Raw genomic sequence first — 18585 nt, 5'->3', positions numbered from 1 at the left:
CTCAGCCCTTCAGGCCGCCGGCGAAGCCCTTGATCACGTACCGCTGGAGCAGCAGGAACACCACCAGGACGGGGAGTCCCGCCAGTACGAGCCCGGCGAAGACCAGACCGTAGTCGGAGACGTACTGGCCGACGAACGAGAACACGCCCACGGGGACGGTCTCCTTGCCCGAACCGCCCAGATACAGCAGTGGGGTGAAGAAGTCGTTCCAGATGAAGACCGTGTTGAGGATGATCACGGTGCCGGTGACGGGCCGCAGCAGCGGGAAGACGATCCGGGTGAACGCCTGCCGGTGGTCGCAGCCGTCGATGAGCGCGGCCTGCGCGTAGTCCACCGGGAGGGCGCGGATGAACCCGGTGTAGAGGAAGACGGTGAAGGGCAGCTGGATGCCGGTGTAGAAGAGGACCATGCCCTGGTACGTGCCGAGCCAGCCGAGGCCGTCGACGAGTTTGTACAGCGGGATCATGCCGAGCTGGAAGGGCAGCACGATGCCCAGCAGGAACAGGAGGTAGAGCCCGTAGCCGAGCCCCCGGGCGCGGCGTGCGAGGTAGTAGGCGCCGGTGGAGCCGAGGACGATCAGCAGCAGCAGGCTGGTGACGGTGATGACCGTGCTGTGGAGCAGGGCCGGGCCGAGCGAGGCGGAGGTCCAGGCGTTGCCGAAGTTGGCCAGGGTGGGCGGGGCGGGTGGGGCCAGGGGCGAGTCGGCGATCTGCCGGGGGTCCTTCAGGGCCAGGGTGATCAGGGCGTACACCGGGAACAGAAAGGCCAGCGCGACCCCGGCCATGAGGAGTTCGAGGCCGTAGCCCCGGTACTTCGTGGGGTTCACGCGGTGACCTCCCGGGCGCGCAGACAGCGGAGCTGGACCAGGGAGACCGCCGCGACGAACAGGGCGAGGACCAGGGCGACGGCGGTGCTGTAGCCGAACTTGCCGTAGACGAAGGCTTCCTTGTACAGCACGGTGGAGAGGGTCTCGCTCGATGTGCCGGGGCCGCCGTTGGTCGCCGCGTACACCTGGTCGAAGAGTTTGAGACCGCCGATGGTCGAGAGCATCAGGTTGATGGTCAGGGCGGGTGCCAGCAGGGGCCAGGTGACATAGCGGAAGCGCTGCCAGGTGCCCGCGCCGTCGATGGTGGCGGCCTCGTGGAGTTCGGCGGGGACGCCCTGGAGTCCGGCGAGGAAGATGACCATCGAGTATCCGGCGTACTGCCAGATGACCATCACGGCCACCGACCACAGCGCGAGGGAGGGGTCGCCCAGCCAGTCCTGGCGCAGTCCGCCGAGGCCGAGCGCGCCGAGGACGCCGTTGAGTCCGGCGCCGTCCTCGGGGTTGTAGACGTACTTCCAGAGGAAAGCGACCATGACGGGGCTGACGACGGCGGGCGCGAAGAAGATCGTCCGGAGCAGCGCGCGGCTCCTGATCCGCGCGTGGACGCCGAGGGCGAGGAGCAGGCCGACGAGGTTCTGGACGACGACCACGGCGACGGTCAGCAGCAGGGTGTTGGTGACGGACTCCAGCGCGCGGTCGTCGTGGAGCAGCGTACGGAAGTTGTCCAGTCCGACGAAGGAGAAGTCGCCGATGCCCGACCAGTCGGTGAAGGCGTAGGCCACTCCGGCGAGGCTCGGGTAGAGGACGACGACGGCGTAGACGGCGAGGGCGGGGACGACGAAGACCCACGGTGGCACGGTGGGATCGCGGCGGAGCCGGGCCGCGCCGGTACGGTCCCGGCGGACGGCCCCGGCGCGGGCGCCGGGTGCGGGGGCCGGGGCGTCCGAAGTGGCGGTGTCGGCCGGTGAGTTCACTGCTTCTTCCCGTAGGCGGTGTCCATCTTTCCCAGCGCTCCCTTGACGTCCTCGGTGCCCGCGAGGAGTTCCTGTACGGCGGCGAAGTGGGCGGGCTGCACTTCGGCGTTGGGCCAGCTCTGGTCCATGAAGGGGACGGCGCGGCCCCCGTCGATGATGGGCAGGAAGCCCGCCAGTACGGGATCGGTCCGGGTGGACGCGGACCGTTTGAACGGGATCGCCGAGACGGCGGTCGCCCAGCGGTCGATGTTCTCCTGCTGTCCGAGGAATGCGATGAACCGTTTCGCTTGGTCGGGGTGCTTGGCGTGGGCGGCGACGCCGAGACCCACGACGATGCCCGCGGGGATCCAGTTCCGCGCGGGGTCCTCGCCGCCGGGGAAGGGGAACATGCCCAGGTCGTCGGGGGTGCGGGTGGCCTGGCGGAAGGTGGAGAGCACGGCGGACACCTGGACGGCCATGGCGGCCCGGCCGCTCGCGACCAGTGCGGTCTGCTGTTCGAAGGTGGTGCCGTTGGGGTTGTCGTTGAAGAAGCCCCGGCGTTGCAGTTCCTGGTACTTGCCGAGCGCGTCGGCCCATCCGGAGTCGGCGAAGGTGGTACGTCCGGCGGCCATGTCGGCGTCGAACCCGGGGGAGTTGGCGTAGACGGCGTTCGGCACCAGCGCGTAGCTGATCAGCTGGGTCACCCAGGGGGTCTGCGCGCCGAGTGCGATCGGGATGATGCCCTTCGCCTTGAGCCCGGCGCAGATGTCGAGCAACTGGCTCCAGGTGGCGGGGGGTTCGACCCCGGCCCGTGCGAAGGTCCTCTTGTTGTAGACGGCGCCGATGACACTGCTGCCCGCCGAGTACAGATAGGTCTTGCCGTCGTGCCGGTAGGCGGCGTCGAAGTTCTCGGGGATGCCCTCGGTCCACTTCTGTCCGCCGAGATCGGTGAGGAGTCCGGCCCGCGCCAGCTCGACCATGGACATCGCGCTGCCGCTGCCGGGGAACAGCACATGGACGTCGGGGGCGTTGCCACCGGCGAGTTGGGTGCGGACGACGGTCTGCACCTGGTCGGTGGGGGCGAAGGAGGTGGAGAACCGGTCGTCGGGGTGGTGTGCGCGGTACAGCGCGAGGAGTTCCTCGACGGGCTTCTGCTGGTCGGCGACGCCGACCAGCCGCGCCGTACCGGAGCCGGCGTCCGCACACGCGCCGAGCAGCGGGGCCAGCGCGGCGGCGGCCATGGCCCCGCCGCCGGTCCGCAGCAGCCCCCGGCGGCTGACCGTGGACCGGACGGGGCCTGACGGAGCGGGGAAACCTGTGGTCATGGCGTGCCCTCCTCGTGGGAGCCGACGAGCGCCGGCTCCGCCTGGGTGCGGGGGTGCGACAGGTCGCGTACGGGTTCCACCGGGGCCGTCGCGGTGAAGTGGTACGTCCCCGAGCCGACCCGGTAGACGGCGTGGCCCGCGGTGGTGGCGAGGAGTTCGAGGTGGGCGCCGTCCGCCGGTGCGGCGCCCGACTCGCGGACCGAGTGGGGGTCCGCGGTGGGCACATGGACCTCGGCGGTGGCCCCGGGCGGCACCAGGACGCGCAGGTCGAGCCGGCCGCCCCGGCGCTCCCAGCGTACGGAGACGGTGCCGCGCACCGACTCGTGGCGGGCGCCCGCGTGGGTGAGCGGGCCGGGGCGCGGCCGGATCGTCAGCCGCCGGTATCCGGTGGAGCCGGGACTCTGGTCGAGACCGGCGACGCCCCGGTAGAGCCATTCGCCGATGGAGCCGAGCGCGTAGTGGTTGAAGGAGTTCATCGCGGGGGCCCGGAACCCGCTCTCGGGCGTCCAGCCGTCCCAGCGCTCCCAGATGGTGGTGGCGCCGTGGCGCAGCGGGAACAGCCAGGAGGGCACCTCGGTCCGGCGCAGCAGGGCGTGGGCGAGGTCGTCCCTGCCGTGGGCGTCGAGTACGGGCGCGGCGAGCGCGACGCCCAGGAAGCCGGTGCGCAGCGCGGGTCCCGCCGACTCGATCAGCTCGGCGAGCCGGCGCGCGGCGGCTTCCCTGCGGTCCTCGGGCAGCAGCCCGTAGGCGAGCGCGACGAGATATCCGGTCTGGGTGTCGCCCTCGACGCGCAGGGTGTGTCCGTCGAAGGTGGTGAACCGTTCGGTGAAGGCGGTACGGATGCCGGCGGCCAGCCGGTGGCAGGCGTCGGCGGTGTCCCGCTCCCCCAGCACCCGGGCGGCCTCGGCGGTCAGCCGCGCGCTGTGGGCGAAGTGGGCGGTGGCGATGACCTCGCGCGGGGTGGGGACGCCGGGGGCGAGCCAGTCGGAGAAGTGCGGGCCCACCCGGTGGCGCCAGATCAGGTCGGGGTTGTGACCGGCGATCAGCTCGACCCAGGCCCGCATGGCGGGCAGCGCGCGGGACAGGAAGCGGGGGTCGTCGTACGTCCGGTACAGCTGCCAGGGGATGATCACCCCGGCGTCGCCCCAGCCGGGCGCTCCTTCGTCGGCGACTCCGACGAGGCGCGGGGCGACGTTGGTGAAGCCGCCGTCCGGGGTGCGCGCGTCGTCGATGTCGCGCAGCCATTTGGTGAAGAAGGCGGCGACGTCCGCGTTGAGCGCGGCCGTGGGCAGGAAGACCTGGGCGTCGGCGAGCCAGCCGAGCCGTTCGTCGCGCTGCGGGCAGTCGGTGGGCACGCTGACGAAGTTGGAGCGCTGGCCCCATCCGACGCAGTCGTGGAGTCTGTTGATGTCGGGGTCGGAGCAGTCGAAGGAGCCGGCCCAGGGGGTGTCGCTGTGCAGTGCCACGGCGACGACATCGGACGCGCGCAGCTCCCGGACGCCGCTGATCTCGGCGTACCGGAAGCCGTGGTAGGTGAAGCCCGGTTCGAACACGGTGTGTTCGCGGCCGTCGCCGATCAGTACGTCGGTGGCGGCGGCGGTGCGCAGATTGGCGGTGTAGAGGCGGTGGGCGGCGTCGAGGGCCTCGCCGTGCCGGACGGTCATCCGGGCGCCCGCGGCCAGGTCCCGGACGCAGATCCGGACCCGGCCCGCGAGGTTCTGGCCGAAGTCGACGAGGTGGGTGTCCTCGGAGATCCGGGTGAGGGAGCGCGGCGGCAGCTCGGCCATGGCCCGTACGGGTTCGTCCACGGAGGCCGCCAGCAGCCGGTGGTCGGCGTCGGTGACCAGGGCGGGCCGCCAGCCGGCGGCGTCGAAGCCGGGGAGCCGCCAGCCGTCGGCGGCGTGGCGCAGGTCGTGGCACTCGCCCATCAGCAGATCGGCGTGGCGGACCGCTCCGGTGGCGGTGTGCCAGCCGGAGTCGGTCACGATCGTGGTCGTACGGCCGTCCGCGCCGGTGAGCCGGAGTTCGGCCAGGAGCTGGGGGAACGCGCCGTAGTGCGCCCCGGCCCTGCGGGGTTCGAAGCCGACGAAGCCGCTCCACCAGCCGTCCGCGACGGTCGCCGCGAGGACGTTCTCGCCGTCGCGGACCAGGTCGGTCACGTCGTACGTCTGGTACTGGACGCGCCGGGTGTAGTCGGTCCAGCCGGGGGCGAGTTCCGCGGTGCCGACCCGGGCGCCGTTGAGGTGGATCTCGTACAGTCCGCGGGCGCTGACGTGGAGGCGGGCGCGGGTGACGGGGCCGGGGCGGGGGAAGGCGCGGCGCAGGAGGGGGCAGGGGGCGAGTCCGTGGTCGTCGAGGGCGCGTTCGCCCTCGGTCGGGGCGTCCATGACGTCGAGGGGGCGGGGGTCGTGGGTGATCCAGGAGGCGGTCCACTCGTCCGCGCCGGTGTATCCGGTCTCGAACCAGGAGGTGGCCTCCGACGAGGTGTCGGCGCCCCAGACGGTGACCCGCCAGTGGTAGCGCGTACGGGGGCGCAGCGCGGGCCCGGTGTAGCGGGCGGCGACCGCGCCGGGGTCCACGACGCGGCCGGTGTCCCACAGGGGGCAGGCGTCCAGGTCCTCGGGGCGCTCGGCGAGCCGTACCCGGTGGGCGACGGGGTCGTCGCCGCGCCGGTCGGCGGCGAGTCGCCAGCCGAGCAGCGGCGCGGGGTCGTCGATGCCCAGCGGGGTGGTGCGGTGGTCGCAGCGCAAGGCGTAGGGGCGCAGAGGGAGAGGGGCTTCGTCCGCTGCCGAGGGACCGGACACGAGCACGTCCTTCCTTGGCGCCGGGAGAGGCGCGTCACCGGTGGCCGTCCGTCGCACGCACCTGACGTGAACTCAACGTGAAGACGACCACTCCTGAATGTGAAATCTAACGCCAAAACTGTGGCGTGGAGACTATGAGCCACCGTTGAGGAGTGTCAAGGGTGTGAACGGGGCACCGCCGAAGTGTCCGTTCACCACCTCATGGCGCAATCGATCTTCCTTCGGAGCCGCCGTAGAGTCGCCCGGGACAAGCGAATTAACCCCGACGGCGGGTGCTCTTGTGACGCGCGATTCCGATGTGATATTCACCGTGTGATTACAACATGAACTGACGTTAAATCACGCGTCGATCCCGCCCCGGTCCACCGGACCGGAGGGGACCCGCACGACGGACGGACCAGGATTCATGCGTACGAACAGTGGGATGACCAGCGGAACCACCGGCGCTCCGGGCTTCGGACGGCGGGCGCTGCTCGGCGCCGGCGGCACGGTCGCGATGGCAGTCGCCGCGGGCAACCTGTCGGCCGGGCGGGCGGGCGCCGCCGAACGTTTCCGGGAGGACCCCTTCGCCCTCGGGGTCGCCTCCGGCGATCCATGGCCGGACGGTTTCGTGCTGTGGACCCGCCTCGCCCCCCAGCCGCTCGCCCCCGACGGCGCGGGCGGCATGTCGCCCCGCGCGGTCAAGGTCCTCTGGGAGGTCGCCGACGACGAACGCTTCCAGCGTGTCGTCAGCCGGGGCTGGACCCGCGCCGTGGCCGAACTCGCCCACTCGGTCCATGTCGAGGTGAGCGGGCTGAGACCCGGCCGCCAGTACTTCTACCGCTTCCTCGCGGGCGGGGTGGTCAGCCCCGTGGGCCGTACCCGCACCGCGCCCTCCCCGTTCTCCAGCCCCAAGTCGCTCAACTTCGCCTTCGTCTCCTGCCAGGCCTGGTTCGAGGGCTTCTACACCGCCTACCGGCACCTCTCCGAGGAGGACGTCGATCTCGTCCTGCATCTGGGCGACTACATCTACGAGAACGCCATCGACGCGATGGGCGGGGTACGCAGGACCCCGGTCGCCGCCGAGTTGCGCCCCGTACCGACGACTCTCGCGCAATACCGCAACCGGCACGCCCTGCACCGCTTCGACGCCGATCTCATCGCGGCCCACCGGGCCCATCCGTTCGCCGTCGTCTGGGACGACCACGAGGTCGAGGACAACTGGGCCGCCGACCACTCCAAGTACCCGGACGTGGACCCGGCGGTCTTCCGGGTCCGGGCCACCGCCGCGTTCCAGGCGTACTACGAGCATCTGCCGCTGCGGCTGCCCAACAAGCCCAAGGGGTACGACACCCGGATGTACCGCAGTCTGCGCTACGGCAGGATGGCCACCTTCCACATCCTCGACACCCGGCTCTTCCGCGACGACCAGGCCTGCGGCGACGGGACGAAGACCGGCTGCGACGCACGGCTGGACCCCGGGCGCACCATCCTCGGCGCGGAGCAGGAGCGCTGGCTCTACCGGGGGCTCGGACGCTCGGACAGCACCTGGAACCTGATCCCCCAGCAGATCGCCATGGGCCAGGTCGACACCGACCCCGGTCCCGGCCAGTCCTTCGTCATGGACTTCTGGGACGGCTACGCGGCCTCCCGGCAGCGGCTCTTCGACGAGATCGTCAAACGGGACGTCAGCAACCCCGTGGTGCTCACCGGCGATATGCACCGCCATCTGGTCGCCGATCTCAAGCGGGACTTCGACAAGCCCGACTCGCCGACCATCGGGGTCGAGTTCGTGGGCACGTCCATCTCCACCAAGATGAACGGGGAGGACCTCGACGCCTCGGGGGCGAATCTGCTCCAGGCCAACCAGCACCTCAAGTTCACCAACTACCAGCGCGGTTACGTCCGCTGCACCGCCACCCCGGAGAGCTGCCGCGCGGACTTCCGGGTGCTGCCCTATGTCACCACGCCGGGCGCGCCGGTCTCGACCCGCGCCTCCTTCCTCACCGAGGCGGGCCGGCCGGGCGCGCAGCGGGTCTGAGAGCCCCCCACTTCTCCCGGCCACCCCGACCGCCCCCTCCACCCCGGGGCTGTCCGCCCCATCCGTCCCAGAGGACGAAGACGCGCGGCGCGCCGCCCGGTTCGGGGACGACCAGCGGTCCGTCCGAGTCGGCGAGGATCCCCTCGCCGGTGGTTCCGCCCGTACGGGGATCGATGATCCGGTACGGGCGGGGCACCCGGCCCAGCCGGCCCGGGTTGAGGACCAGATCGCCGCCGTACTCGCTGTAGTTGACGAAGAGCGTGCCGGGCACGATCAGCCCGCGCGGCGCGAGGGCCGCCCGCCGGTCGGGGACCATGCCGGTGGTCGGCAGACCGTCGAGGATCCGGGCGACCAGCCCCGCATAGGCCGAGCCCTCGCACTCCAGGGCCTCGCGCCGGCCCGCGTCCTCGGCGGGGAACCAGGGCTCGTGGCCCGGCCCCTCCCGGTACGCCGGCTCCAGCCCCCGGTGGCGAGCGGCGAGGCGAAGCGGCTCCGCCAGTCGCGGCCACCGTCCCGGAAGGCGGGGCCGCGCAGCACCGTACCGGAGTCATGGGTGAAGTCGGCCCACACCTCGACGGATCCGTACGGGTCGGGGTGGTCGCGCGTGGCGGTCAGGGTGATCCCGGTCTGCCGCCAGGGGTGTATCCGGACGCTCATGGCCGTGGCTCGTCAGCGTCACTTCGGGGCGTTCGATTCCGCGCCACCGCACCCGCTCCTCTCGACGGGCCGGCGCCCGCCGGCGCCGTTCGTGGCGGGCCGATCCGGACCGGCGCCGAAGGGCGCCAGCGCCCCCGCCGCCCGCAGGCTCCCGACCTCCACGCCGCCCCCGATGACCGGGGTACGGGCGAACCCGGCCAGGATCTCCGGGTCGACCCCGCACCGCGCGAGCGCGGCGGCCGTCACCGGCATCCGGGCCCGGTCGGCGCCGTCGGCGATCTTCACCCCGACGGCCCGGCCGTCCGGGAGCGCCGCGACCTGCACGCCCTCGAAGCCGTCCTTGGCGAGCAGACCGGGGATCGCCCGCATCAGCCGGGCGACGTCCCGGCCGGTACCGGAGACCGTCTCCGGGTGGGCGCGCATGGCCCGCGCCACCCGGCCCTCCTCGGTGTCGGGCCCCGCCGTCGCGAGCCGGGCGACGGCCCGGGTCAGCCCGTGCAGGGACACCGAGTAGAGCGGGGCGCCGCAGCCGTCGACCGTGACCCGGGCGACGCGCTGCCCGGTGAGGTCCTCCACCGTGGCGGCGAGTGCCCGCTGGAGCGGGTGGCCCGCGTCGAGGTAGCTGTCCAGCGCCCAGCCCCGGGCCCGCGCCGTCATCAGCATGGCGGCGTGCTTGCCCGAGCAGTTCTGGACGAGCCGGGTACGGCCGAGGCCGCGGCGCAGCCACTCCTCGCGCTGCGCCTCGCCGTACGGCAGATCGGGGACGTTGCGCAGATCGTCCTCGGTCAGTCCGGCGGCGTCCAGGATGCGCCTGGCCGTGATCAGGTGGCGCTCCTCGCCGGAGTGGCTGGCGGCGGTGAGCGCCAGCGCCTCATCGTCGAGTTCCGGCAGACCCGCGCGCAGCAGCCCGACCGCCTGGAGCGGCTTGAGCGCGGAGCGCGGGTAGAAGGCGGCCTCGATGTCGCCCGCCCGGAACTCCACCCCACCGTCCGCCGCCAGCACCACGACCGAGCCGTGGTGGACGCCTTCGACGACGCCGCCCCGTACGACATGGGCGAGCGGGACATGGGCCGGTTCGCGGACGACGGGCGGTGTGCCCGGGGTGCGGCGCGGCGGGGTGGTGACGATGTCGGTCATGTATCAGCTCTCGGTGTTCTCGGAAGGACGGCCGGCCCGGTCGCGCGCCGCCTCGTCCCGGATGGTCCCGACCCGGCCCCGGACCAGGAACCAGCCGCCGACCAGGGCCGCGATGATCACCGGCAGGGACAGGATGGTCGTACGGCCCGCGCCGCCGTCCGCGTACATCAGCACCAGTACGGAGGAGAGGAAGATCAGCGTGATGATCTCGGTCCACGGCGAGCCGGGCAGCTGGTAGCCGGGGCGGGAGAGCTTGCCCTCCTGGGTCCTGCGCCAGAAGAGCAGGTGGCAGAGCATGATCATGCCCCAGGTGCACAGGATGCCGATCGCCGCGAAGTTGAGGACGATCTCGAACGCGTCCTTGGGGACGACGAAGTTGAGGCCCACGCCGAGCACACAGATCGAGGACGTCAGCAGGATGCCGCCGTAGGGGACCTGGCTGCGGCTCATCACACCGGTGAACTTGGGCGCGGATCCGGACATCGACATGGAGCGCAGGATGCGTCCGGTGGAGTAGAGCCCGGAGTTGAGGCTGGACATCGCCGCGGTGAGGACGACGAGGTTCATCACACCGCCGGCGGCGGGGACCCCGATGTTGGAGAGCACGGTCACGAAGGGGCTCTCGTCGCCCGAGTACTTGTTCCAGGGCAGCAGCATCGTCAGCAGGATGACCGAGCCGACGTAGAAGAGCGCCACACGCCACATGATCGAGTTGATCGCCTTCGGCATGATCTTCTCGGGCTCGGCGGTCTCGCCCGCCGTGACACCGACCAGCTCGACGGAGGCGTACGCGAAGACGACACCCTGGATGACCAGCAGCATCGGGAAGAGACCCGACGGGAAGATACCGCCGTTGTCGGTGATCAGCGCGGGGCCGGGGGTGTGGCCGTCGATCGGGTGCTGGGTGACCAGCAGGAAGATACCGATCAGCATGAACAGGACCAGTGCGCCGACCTTGATGATCGCGAACCAGAACTCGAGTTCGCCGAAGATCCGCACGGAGATCAGGTTGACGGTCAGCACGACCGCGAGCGCGACCAGCGCGATCACCCACTGCGGGACATCGGTGAACATGCCCCAGTAGTGGGTGTACACCGCCACCGCCGTGATGTCGGCGATTCCGGTGGTCGCCCAGTTCAGGAAGTACATCCAGCCCGCGACGAACGCGCCTTTCTCCCCCATGAACTCACGGGCGTAGCTGACGAACGCCCCGGAGGACGGCCGGTGCAGTACCAGCTCGCCCAGCGCCCGCACCACGAGGAAGGCGAAGAGACCGCAGACCGCGTAGGCGATGGCGAGGGAGGGACCGGCGCTGGCGAGCCGGCCGCCGGCGCCGAGGAAGAGCCCGGTACCGATGGCTCCGCCGATGGCGATCATGTTGACGTGCCGGGACTTCAGGGTCTTGCTGTAGCCGACGTCACCGGCGTCCACATGCGCGGCGTCCTGGCCGTGCTGTGGTTTCTCGGGCCCGGTCTGCTGGAGGATCTCGCTCACGCCTGGTCTTCGCCTTCTCGGGGGGTGTTCGTGCAGTGCTGGGACCGCACGATGGTGGTCAGCGTCGACTCGACGCGTGCGAGGTGGTGGGTCATGGCCCCCACCGCGTCCCGCTCGGACCGGTCGACCAGGGCGTCGACGATCGCCCGGTGTTCCTGGTTGGACTGCTCACGCCGTCCGCCGCGTTCGTTGCCCAGCTCGTTGAGGAACGCGGACTGGCTGGCCAGCGCGTCGCGGATCTCCTCGATGACCCTGCGGAAGACAGGGTTCTGGGCCGCTTTGGCGACAGCCAGATGGAAGAGGGTGTCCATCGCCACCCACGCGGTGGTGTCGGTCTCCCGCTCCATCCGCTCCATCAGATGTGCCAGCCCGTCGAGGTCCTCGGGGGTACGGCGCACCGCCGCGTAACCGGCCACCGGGATCTCCACGTGCCGACGGACCTCCAGGAGGTCGCGCGCAGTGTAGCCGCCGAAGGTCGGATTCTCCACCGGACCGTTGGACACGACGAACGTGCCCTTTCCGGTCCGCGATACCGTGAGTCCCATCGTCTGCAGAGCACGCAGCGACTCCCGGAGTACGGGACGGCTCACTTCCAGGCGGCGGCAGAGCTCCGCCTCCGAGGGCAGTTTCGCCCCGACCGCGTACTCGCCCCGCTCGATCGCGCCACGCAGATGGTTCAGCACCGCTTCCATGGCGCTGATCCGTCGGGGCACCTCGCCAGCTGTCTGGCTGTCTGACAGGTTCACCCGGGCATCCTGATTCCCCCGGGGGAACACTGTCAAGAGGGGTGAAGAGATACAAACAGGCTGCTCACACCTCACCCACCGGCAAAATCGACGGTGAACAGCGAACACCGCCCATGGCCTGCGATGCCCCGGGCGGCACTGTCGGTGTGCGCACGCGTTGTCGGTGTGCTGTCGGTGTGTTCCGGATGCGGTACGGTACGGGCTGCCGCCCGCCGGTCACCCCGGGAGCGGGAAACCCAGCTCCTCGGCCGCCTTCACCGGGCTGGGCTGCGACCAGCGCTCGGCCATATGACGCGCGGCGGACAGCGACCGGGTCTCGGCCAGGTCCAGATAGAGTGTGCCGTCGAGATGGTCCGTCTCGTGCTGGACGATCCGCGCGGGCCACCCCGCGAACTCCTCGTCCAGCTCCCGCCCCCGCTCGTCCCGCGCGCGCAGCCGGATCCTCGCGTGCCGGGCCACCACCGCCTGCCAGCCGGAAACGCTGAGGCAGCCCTCGAAGAACGCGGCCCGCCCCTCCCCCACCGGCTCGTACGACGGGTTGACCAGGACGCGGAAGGCCACCGGGACCCGGCCGCGCGCGCGGGCCACCTCCTCGGGGACCTCGGCCGGATCCTCCAGCACCGCGAGCCGCAGCGGGATCCCCACCTGCGGCGCCGCCAGCCCCACCCCGGGGGCGGCGCGCATCGTCTCGCGCATGGCCTCGATCAGGCGCGCCAGCCGGGCGTCGCCCAGCTGTCCCTCGTACCCGACGGAGCGGCGCCGCAGCACCGGGTCACCGGCCTGGACGATGGGCAGGGGGCGGGGTCCGTCGAGGAACGCGTCGACGAGATCGGTGAGTTCGGTGGTCGTTACTTCCTGCATGCCCCCACCCTGTCAGAGATCACCGCCCGGCAGGGGCCGACCGGGCAGGGGGCGGCCGGTCCGCTCGGGACGGACCGGCCGCCGGTCTCGCGCGCTTCGACTCACGCTCTTTCGCAGGGGATGGTTCCGGGATCACACTGCCCGGATCGGACGCCCGGGTTCACACTGCCCGGTTCACACTCCTTCTGCCGCTTCTGACCGCCGCTCCCGCACAGGCCAGGCCCAGCAGGAAGGTGAGCCCGCCGATGATGGCGTTGCTCCAGATGACGCCCTTGTCGGGGCCGCTGCCCACGATCCATGGCGCGATGATCATCCATACGCCCATGGCGCACATGGCGGCGCTCAGGCCGACCATCCTGGCCGGGGCGAAGGTGAAACCGAGCGCCAGGACGGTGAGCGCGACTCCCATGATCAGGTTGTGGGTCGCCAGGGCCGGCTGGCTGCCGGTGAAGTGGATGATCCAGGGCGACAGGGCACAGAACAGACCGACCAGGAAGACCGGTCCCGCCATCGCCGTCATGTCGCGTCCGCCGAGCATGCGCGCGTAACGCTCGCGCATCTCGGGAACGTCGGGGTGGCCGGAGAGATCTCCTCTGGTCCCCCTGCTGTGTGAGACGTCGGCCATACGACTCGCCTCCTTCGTTCACGCAAGTCCGACCGCGTTGTCGTACGGAGATCGATCCGTCGCGGAAGCCCGGAAGCCCGGAAGCGTGTCAGCGCGGAAGCGGAAAACCGATCCGCCGGAATCGATCCGTACCCTCCCCAGTCTGCCCGCTTTCCAGGCTTTTGTGTAGATACCGGATAAAGTTTTACGCGTACATCACCCGCTGTCCCGGCCCGCGTAGACGTCCTCGACGTACCGGCCCCCCGCGGCCAGCTCCTGGAGCCAGTCGTGGGCGGCGGTGTCGTCGGCGCCCGGGGTGTTGCGTACGTGGAGCGCCCGGAAGGCCGCGCGGACCCCGGGGGCCATCCCGGCCCCGTCGCCGCAGACATGGACGCGGGCGCCCGACTCCAGCAGGCCCCACAGCTCGTCGGCCTCGGCGGCCACCCGGTGCTGGACGTACCGGTGGCCGTCGACGGGGGCGGCGCTGAAGACCGGCCGCAGCCGGACGGCCCCGGCCCGCTCGGCCGCGCGCAGCTCGTCGGCGTACAGATAGTCCACGTCCGGGGCCTCGCAGCCGAAGTAGAGCAGCGCGGGCGCGAGCCGGTGCCCCGCGTCGGCCAGCGCGCGGCGCTCCGCGACGGCGCCCCGGAAGGGGGCGAGACCGGTGCCCGCGGCGATCATGACGACCGGGGTGGTGGCGTCGTGGACGACCCGGAACGCCTCACGGCACGGCTGGACACGGCCGAGCACGGTGTCCCCGGGCCGTACGGAGGCGAGGTACCCCGAGCCGGTGCCCCGCGCGGGGCCGGCCGGCACGGAGACCATCAGGTCGGCGTGGCGCGGGGCGGTCACCGGCGTCGACGAGACGGAGTAGTGCCGGGGCCGGGTCGCGGGCAGCAGCTCCAGCAGTACGGGCCAGGTCAGGGCCGTCCGCAGGGCGGGGTGGTCCTCGACGAGGTCGAGCAGGGTGCGGTGGTCGGCGGCGCGCGCCGCCGCGTCCTCGGCGAGCGCGAGCAGGGCGTGGCGCTCGGGCGGGCAGGGGTTGAGCCGGGCCAGCGCGGCGAACTGCCCGGCGGTGGGCCGGTCCTGGAGTTCGACGTGGCGGGTGAGGAGTTCGCGTACCGTCAGGGGCCGGTCGACGGGGATCCCGCGCGCGCCGCCGGTCCTGCCGGGCGTGATGTTCAGGACGGTGTCCGGGTCGGCGCCGAGGAGCGCGGCGGCGCGGTCGACGAGCCGGGCGTCGTTGGCCGGGAGCACGGTGAGATGGTCGCCGGTGCGGTACTCCGTCCCCTCGGGCAGGGCGAGACGTACGAAGCGCTTGACGCGCGGATGGCCGGGCCCGGTGAGGTCGGCGCTCTCCGTGACGGTCATCGGGACCATGCCGTGGCGGGCGGCCGACGCGTCGAGCGGGCCGCCGGTGATCTCGGTGACGGTGTACGCGGGCTCCGCGCCGTCCGCCGCGTCCGCGACGGCCTCGGGGTCTCCGTACCGCGCCAGGAGCGCCCCGCGCAGCGCGGTGGTGAAGGCGGCCACGGCGGCGGGCAGGTCCCCGGAGGCGTCGGCCTCGGCGCGCTCCGTGAGCCGGGTCGCGCCGAGCGCGGCGAGCCGGTCGTCGATGAGGGTGGGGACGCGCTGGTAGGTGGCGGGCCAGTTGCGGTCCCCGACCCCGAGTACGGCGTAGCCGACCCCGGCCGCCGCGCCCGGTTCCGCGCTCTCCAGCCAGCGCAGGAAGGCCACCGCGTCGTCGGTGGGCTGGCCGTTGTAGGAGGCGGCGACGATGACGACGGGCCGGTCGGTGGGCAGCGCGCCCGCGTGGTCGTCGAGGGGCGCGACGGCGGTGGCGCAGCCGATCCCGGTGGCCATCGCCCCGAGCCGGCCCGCGAAGTCGCGGCAGGTCCCGTAGTTGGAGCCGTGCAGGAGCAGCAGCCCGGTGGCGCGCCGCACCCGGACGGGCAGCCGGTCGTCCCCGTCCTGGACGGCCTCGGGCGCGGACCGCGCCACGGCGGCGGGCAGCGCGGAGCGGTTGGCGGCCCGGTCCTCGGGGGTGCGGCGGACCGGTGTGAGGGTGAAGCCCTCGGGCTTGATGGTGAGCGTCTGCTTGATCCTCAGCCGGTAGTCGTCCTGGTCGATCAGCCGGTAGCGGTGGGCCAGCATGCCCAGCAGCATGGTGGCCTCGTGCAGCGCGAACTGCCGCCCGATGCAGGCACGTTCACCGGTGCCGAACGGCTTGTACGCGTGCGGCGGGCGGGCCGCCTCCGCCTCGGGGCCGAAGCGGGCGGGGTCGAACAGGTCGGGGTTGTCGCCCCAGACCGGGTCGCGGTGCAGCATCTCCGGTACGACCAGGACGCCCTCGCCCGCGCGCAGCGGAATCCGGCCGCCCAGGACGGTGTCCTCGCGCGCCTGGCGCTGGAAGCCCGGCGCCGTGGGCGACAGCCGCAGCGCCTCGCTCAGCACCTGCCGGGTGTAGCGCAGTCGGCCGACGTCCTCGTAGCTGGGCTCGGGGTCGGCGGTGTCCCCCCACAGCTCGTCCGTCTCGCGCTGGACCAGCCGCAGCGCGGCGGGGTTCTTGAGCAGGTGGTACAGGGCGAAGGACAGCGCGCCCGAGGTGGTCTCATGACCGGCGATCAGAAAGGTGATGACCTGGTTGCGGATGTTCTCCAGGTCGAGCGGGGAGCCGTCCGAGGGGTGCGTCTCGGTGAGCATCAGCCCCAACAGGTCCTGGACCTCCTCGCCGGGGGCGGTGCCCGTGGCCGTACGGGCTGCGATGACCTCGTCGACCACCGAGGCGAGATGGGCGGCGTCCGCGCGGAACGCCTCGTCGCGCGCGGTGTGGTCGGTGCCCGGCGCGCGGCCGAGCTTGGTCATGGCCCAGTCCAGACAGCGGACCATGGCGGCGACGAAGGGGTGGGTGCCCTCCTGCTCGAAGGAGCCGAAGTCGAACCCGAATCCGGCCAGTCCGATGGTGTCCAGGGTCATCCGGGTCATGTCGTCGGCGACGTCCACCGGGGTGGCCGAGGCGGCGCCCCGGTCCCAGGAGTCGAGCACCCGGCGGGCGACCTTCAGCATCACCGGGTGGTAGGTGCGCATGGCGCCCAGCGAGAACGCGGGCAGCAGGATGTCGTGCGCCTTGCGCCAGTTGGGTTCGTGGTGGTACGCGGTGAACAGGCCGTCCGCGACGAACTCCCTGACGTTCTCCAGCGCGGAGCCGACCAGCTTGCCGAACCTCTGTTCGTCCGCGAGTTCCGTGACCAGGCCGAGGTCGCCGACCAGGGTGAGATCCCGTCCGTACCGGCGCAGCACGAGGGGGGAGCCGTGACGCCGGAGCAGCTCCATCTGGAACACGATGGGCACGGCGTCCGGATCGCTGTCCGAGATGTCGATGACGGGTACGGGGGCGGGGGCGGGGGCGGCTCCGAGGTCCGCGTCGGGGGTTCCGGTCCATGCGGGGAGCAGGGTCTCGGTCATACGGATGATCACCTTTCGCTGTGCTGTGAGGAGCGAGGCTCCTTCAACCCTGACCCCGCCGAGGAGCCTTGGGCAGCACCACCACTACATGTTTCTGTAGTGTCCGACCGCGCGTGAGCCTTGCACCGGGAGGCTCCGTGTGGCAGGACACGACGGCCCCGGAACGGACAGGAGCGGCGCCCATGAACCCCCGGACGAACGAGCCGGACGAGCCGGACGACAACCCGCTTCCCCGGCGGAAGGCGCCGCCCGAGCTCTGGCAGGGCGACACGGTCGCCTGGCGCAACCGCGCGTTCCTGCTGTTCGACCGGCTTCCGATACCGGTCGCGCTCTGCGATCAGGAGGGCGTCGTCCTGATGGCGAACCCGGCGATGGCCTCCGAGTGGGGCGCGCTCCCCTCGCGGCTGCGCGGGGAGCGCGCGCTCGGTCTCTTCCGTACGGCGGGCCGGGAGCGGCTGCGGCCGATCGCCGAGGCGGTACGGCACGGCCGCAGGTCCCGGTATCCGGTCGAGGTGTCCTGGTCGGCGGCGGGCGGCGGGGAGCGGCACGGCGAGCTGACGATCGATCTGCTCGGCGACGGGCCGGACGACCTCCCCGTACTCCTGCTGTTCCTGCGGGTACGGGAGGAGCGGGAGAGCCAGGAGCCGCCGGCCACCGGCGCGCGGGAGGTCGGCGCGACCGAGAAGCGGATCCTCGCGCTGCTGGCGGGCGGCTCCACCACCGCGCAGACCGCCCGGGAGGTCGGGCTCGGCGTCGACGGGGTCAACTACCACCTGCGGCGGCTGTCCCGGCGCTGGGGCGTGCGCAACAGGACGGCGCTGGTGGCCCGCGCGTACGCAACGGGCGTGCTGGCGGCGGGAGTCTGGCCCCCGGAGTCCGGCCGAGCGGGTGCCACGGGCTCTTGACAGAACCCGCGCCCAGCCATGCAATATATTGCATGCCTGTACCCACCGCCCCGCTCACCGCCCGGGTCCTGTTGCGGGACCGCGCCTTCATCGCCCTGCGGGACGCCATCGTCGACGGAACGTTGCGCCCCGGCGAGCAGCTGCGCGAGAGCGAGTTGCAGAGCTGGATCGGGGTGAGCCGGACCCCGATCCGCGAGGCGCTGATGCGGCTGGAGCGCAGCGGTCTGGTGGTCACCCGTCCCGGGCAGTCCACCACCGTCAGCGCGCTGGACGCGCGGGTCGTCCGGGACGCCCAGCCCGTGGTGGCGGCGGTGCACGCACTCGCCGTCCAGCTGGCCACGCCCGTACTCACCCCGGACCGGATCGCGGCGATGCGCGCGTACAACGAGGCGTTCGCCGAGGCGCTGGAGCGCGGGGACACGGCGGCGGCGCTGGCGGCCGACGACGCGCTGCACCAGGTGTATGTGACGGCCGCGGCGAACACCGTGGTCACCGAGGTCCTGGAGCAGTACTCCCCGCTGCTGCGCCGGGTCGAGCTGCTGCGGTTCTCCTCCGAGGCGGGGCTCGACTCCGTCCTGCTGCACCACCGGATGATCGACGCCTGTGTGGCGGGTGAGGCCGAGACCGCCGCGCGGGTGGCGCACACGACCTGGATGACCCTGGCCGACGAGGACCCGGAGCCGACCGTCTCCGGTGGCCACGGACTGGTCCACACCCACCGGGAAAACCCCTCCCCGCGAAAGCCTCTCTGAGAAGCCTCCGGGGACAGCCCCGGGGAGCGACAGCCC

The 18585-nt window shown here is 72.0% G+C and carries 15 protein-coding genes; 3 read left to right on the top strand and 12 right to left on the bottom strand.

Going from position 1 to position 18585, the window contains the following annotated elements; translation table 11 throughout:
• Position 1: 1 nt before the first annotated feature.
• Genes ACIP8W_RS11350 through ACIP8W_RS11335 form a run of 4 tightly spaced genes read right to left on the bottom strand, consistent with a single transcriptional unit; the run spans position 2 to position 5908 of the window.
• On the bottom strand, positions 2–826 hold the full coding sequence (locus ACIP8W_RS11350; protein WP_401947953.1) for a carbohydrate ABC transporter permease: 825 nt from the start codon (positions 824–826) through the stop codon (positions 2–4).
• Complete coding sequence (locus tag ACIP8W_RS11345) at positions 823–1800, bottom strand: carbohydrate ABC transporter permease (RefSeq protein WP_401947950.1); 978 nt, start codon at positions 1798–1800, stop codon at positions 823–825. The genes ACIP8W_RS11350 and ACIP8W_RS11345 overlap by 4 nt, the downstream gene beginning before the upstream one ends.
• On the bottom strand, positions 1797–3104 hold the full coding sequence (locus ACIP8W_RS11340; protein ID WP_401947948.1) for an extracellular solute-binding protein: 1308 nt from the start codon (positions 3102–3104) through the stop codon (positions 1797–1799). Before ACIP8W_RS11340 ends, ACIP8W_RS11345 begins: the two co-directional genes overlap by 4 nt.
• Complete coding sequence (locus tag ACIP8W_RS11335) at positions 3101–5908, bottom strand: family 78 glycoside hydrolase catalytic domain (protein ID WP_401947946.1); 2808 nt, start codon at positions 5906–5908, stop codon at positions 3101–3103. Before ACIP8W_RS11335 ends, ACIP8W_RS11340 begins: the two co-directional genes overlap by 4 nt.
• Positions 5909–6332: 424 nt before the next feature.
• On the opposite strand from ACIP8W_RS11335, the gene ACIP8W_RS11330 reads away from it, so the two are divergent.
• Entirely contained in the window at positions 6333–7928 is a 1596-nt protein-coding gene (locus ACIP8W_RS11330) for an alkaline phosphatase D family protein (RefSeq protein WP_402202748.1), read from the top strand.
• On the opposite strand, the gene ACIP8W_RS11325 is transcribed toward ACIP8W_RS11330, so the two are convergent.
• The 8 genes from ACIP8W_RS11325 to ACIP8W_RS11290 form a co-directional block, all read right to left on the bottom strand.
• Positions 7891–8244: a hypothetical protein gene (locus ACIP8W_RS11325; protein WP_402202746.1), complete on the bottom strand. Its 354-nt coding sequence runs from the start codon at positions 8242–8244 to the stop codon at positions 7891–7893. The two genes, ACIP8W_RS11330 and ACIP8W_RS11325, sit on opposite strands and share 38 nt — an antisense overlap.
• A complete protein-coding gene (locus ACIP8W_RS11320; protein WP_401947939.1) occupies positions 8202–8585 on the bottom strand; it encodes a DUF5060 domain-containing protein in 384 nt (127 codons plus the stop codon). Before ACIP8W_RS11320 ends, ACIP8W_RS11325 begins: the two co-directional genes overlap by 43 nt.
• Before the next feature lie 18 nt (positions 8586–8603).
• The gene (locus tag ACIP8W_RS11315; protein WP_402202744.1) at positions 8604–9722 is read right to left on the bottom strand and encodes an asparaginase; all 1119 of its coding nucleotides are present in this window, start codon (positions 9720–9722) and stop codon (positions 8604–8606) included.
• A gap of 3 nt (positions 9723–9725) precedes the next feature.
• Positions 9726–11216, bottom strand: a complete 1491-nt coding sequence (locus ACIP8W_RS11310; protein WP_401947933.1) for an amino acid permease — start codon at positions 11214–11216, stop codon at positions 9726–9728.
• On the bottom strand, positions 11213–11962 hold the full coding sequence (locus tag ACIP8W_RS11305) for a FadR/GntR family transcriptional regulator (RefSeq protein ID WP_401947931.1): 750 nt from the start codon (positions 11960–11962) through the stop codon (positions 11213–11215). Before ACIP8W_RS11305 ends, ACIP8W_RS11310 begins: the two co-directional genes overlap by 4 nt.
• Positions 11963–12178: 216 nt before the next feature.
• Complete coding sequence (locus ACIP8W_RS11300; protein ID WP_401947929.1) at positions 12179–12823, bottom strand: peptide deformylase; 645 nt, start codon at positions 12821–12823, stop codon at positions 12179–12181.
• A gap of 160 nt (positions 12824–12983) precedes the next feature.
• The gene (locus ACIP8W_RS11295) at positions 12984–13448 is read right to left on the bottom strand and encodes an SPW repeat protein (RefSeq protein ID WP_401947927.1); all 465 of its coding nucleotides are present in this window, start codon (positions 13446–13448) and stop codon (positions 12984–12986) included.
• Positions 13449–13643: 195 nt separating this feature from the next.
• Positions 13644–16892: a bifunctional cytochrome P450/NADPH--P450 reductase gene (locus ACIP8W_RS11290; protein WP_402202741.1), complete on the bottom strand. Its 3249-nt coding sequence runs from the start codon at positions 16890–16892 to the stop codon at positions 13644–13646.
• A gap of 182 nt (positions 16893–17074) precedes the next feature.
• Between ACIP8W_RS11290 and ACIP8W_RS11285 the strand changes: the two genes are divergently transcribed.
• Positions 17075–17797 carry a helix-turn-helix transcriptional regulator gene (locus ACIP8W_RS11285; RefSeq protein ID WP_402202739.1) on the top strand — a complete coding sequence of 241 codons (723 nt, stop codon included), beginning with the start codon at positions 17075–17077 and terminating at the stop codon, positions 17795–17797.
• Positions 17798–17829: 32 nt separating this feature from the next.
• Complete coding sequence (locus ACIP8W_RS11280; RefSeq protein WP_401947918.1) at positions 17830–18549, top strand: GntR family transcriptional regulator; 720 nt, start codon at positions 17830–17832, stop codon at positions 18547–18549.
• Positions 18550–18585: the final 36 nt, after the last annotated feature.

It is taken from the genome of Streptomyces sp. NPDC088554 (assembly GCF_044752945.1).
Taxonomy (GTDB): Bacteria; Actinomycetota; Actinomycetes; order Streptomycetales; family Streptomycetaceae; genus Streptomyces.
The sequence above is the reverse complement of the archived record's forward strand: the minus strand, read 5'-3'. Positions and strand labels throughout refer to the sequence as shown.

Excerpts from the sequence above, each read along its gene's own strand:
- ACIP8W_RS11340 (WP_401947948.1), bottom strand. The coding sequence starts at position 3,104 with ATGACCACAGGTTTCCCCGCTCCGTCAGGCCCCGTCCGGTCCACGGTC.
- ACIP8W_RS11330 (WP_402202748.1), top strand. The coding sequence starts at position 6,333 with ATGACCAGCGGAACCACCGGCGCTCCGGGCTTCGGACGGCGGGCGCTG.
- ACIP8W_RS11325 (WP_402202746.1), bottom strand. The coding sequence starts at position 8,244 with ATGGTCCCCGACCGGCGGGCGGCCCTCGCGCCGCGCGGGCTGATCGTG.
- ACIP8W_RS11320 (WP_401947939.1), bottom strand. The coding sequence starts at position 8,585 with ATGAGCGTCCGGATACACCCCTGGCGGCAGACCGGGATCACCCTGACC.
- ACIP8W_RS11315 (WP_402202744.1), bottom strand. The coding sequence starts at position 9,722 with ATGACCGACATCGTCACCACCCCGCCGCGCCGCACCCCGGGCACACCG.
- ACIP8W_RS11300 (WP_401947929.1), bottom strand. The coding sequence starts at position 12,823 with ATGCAGGAAGTAACGACCACCGAACTCACCGATCTCGTCGACGCGTTC.
- ACIP8W_RS11295 (WP_401947927.1), bottom strand. The coding sequence starts at position 13,448 with ATGGCCGACGTCTCACACAGCAGGGGGACCAGAGGAGATCTCTCCGGC.
- ACIP8W_RS11290 (WP_402202741.1), bottom strand. The coding sequence starts at position 16,892 with ATGACCGAGACCCTGCTCCCCGCATGGACCGGAACCCCCGACGCGGAC.
- ACIP8W_RS11285 (WP_402202739.1), top strand. The coding sequence starts at position 17,075 with ATGAACCCCCGGACGAACGAGCCGGACGAGCCGGACGACAACCCGCTT.
- ACIP8W_RS11280 (WP_401947918.1), top strand. The coding sequence starts at position 17,830 with ATGCCTGTACCCACCGCCCCGCTCACCGCCCGGGTCCTGTTGCGGGAC.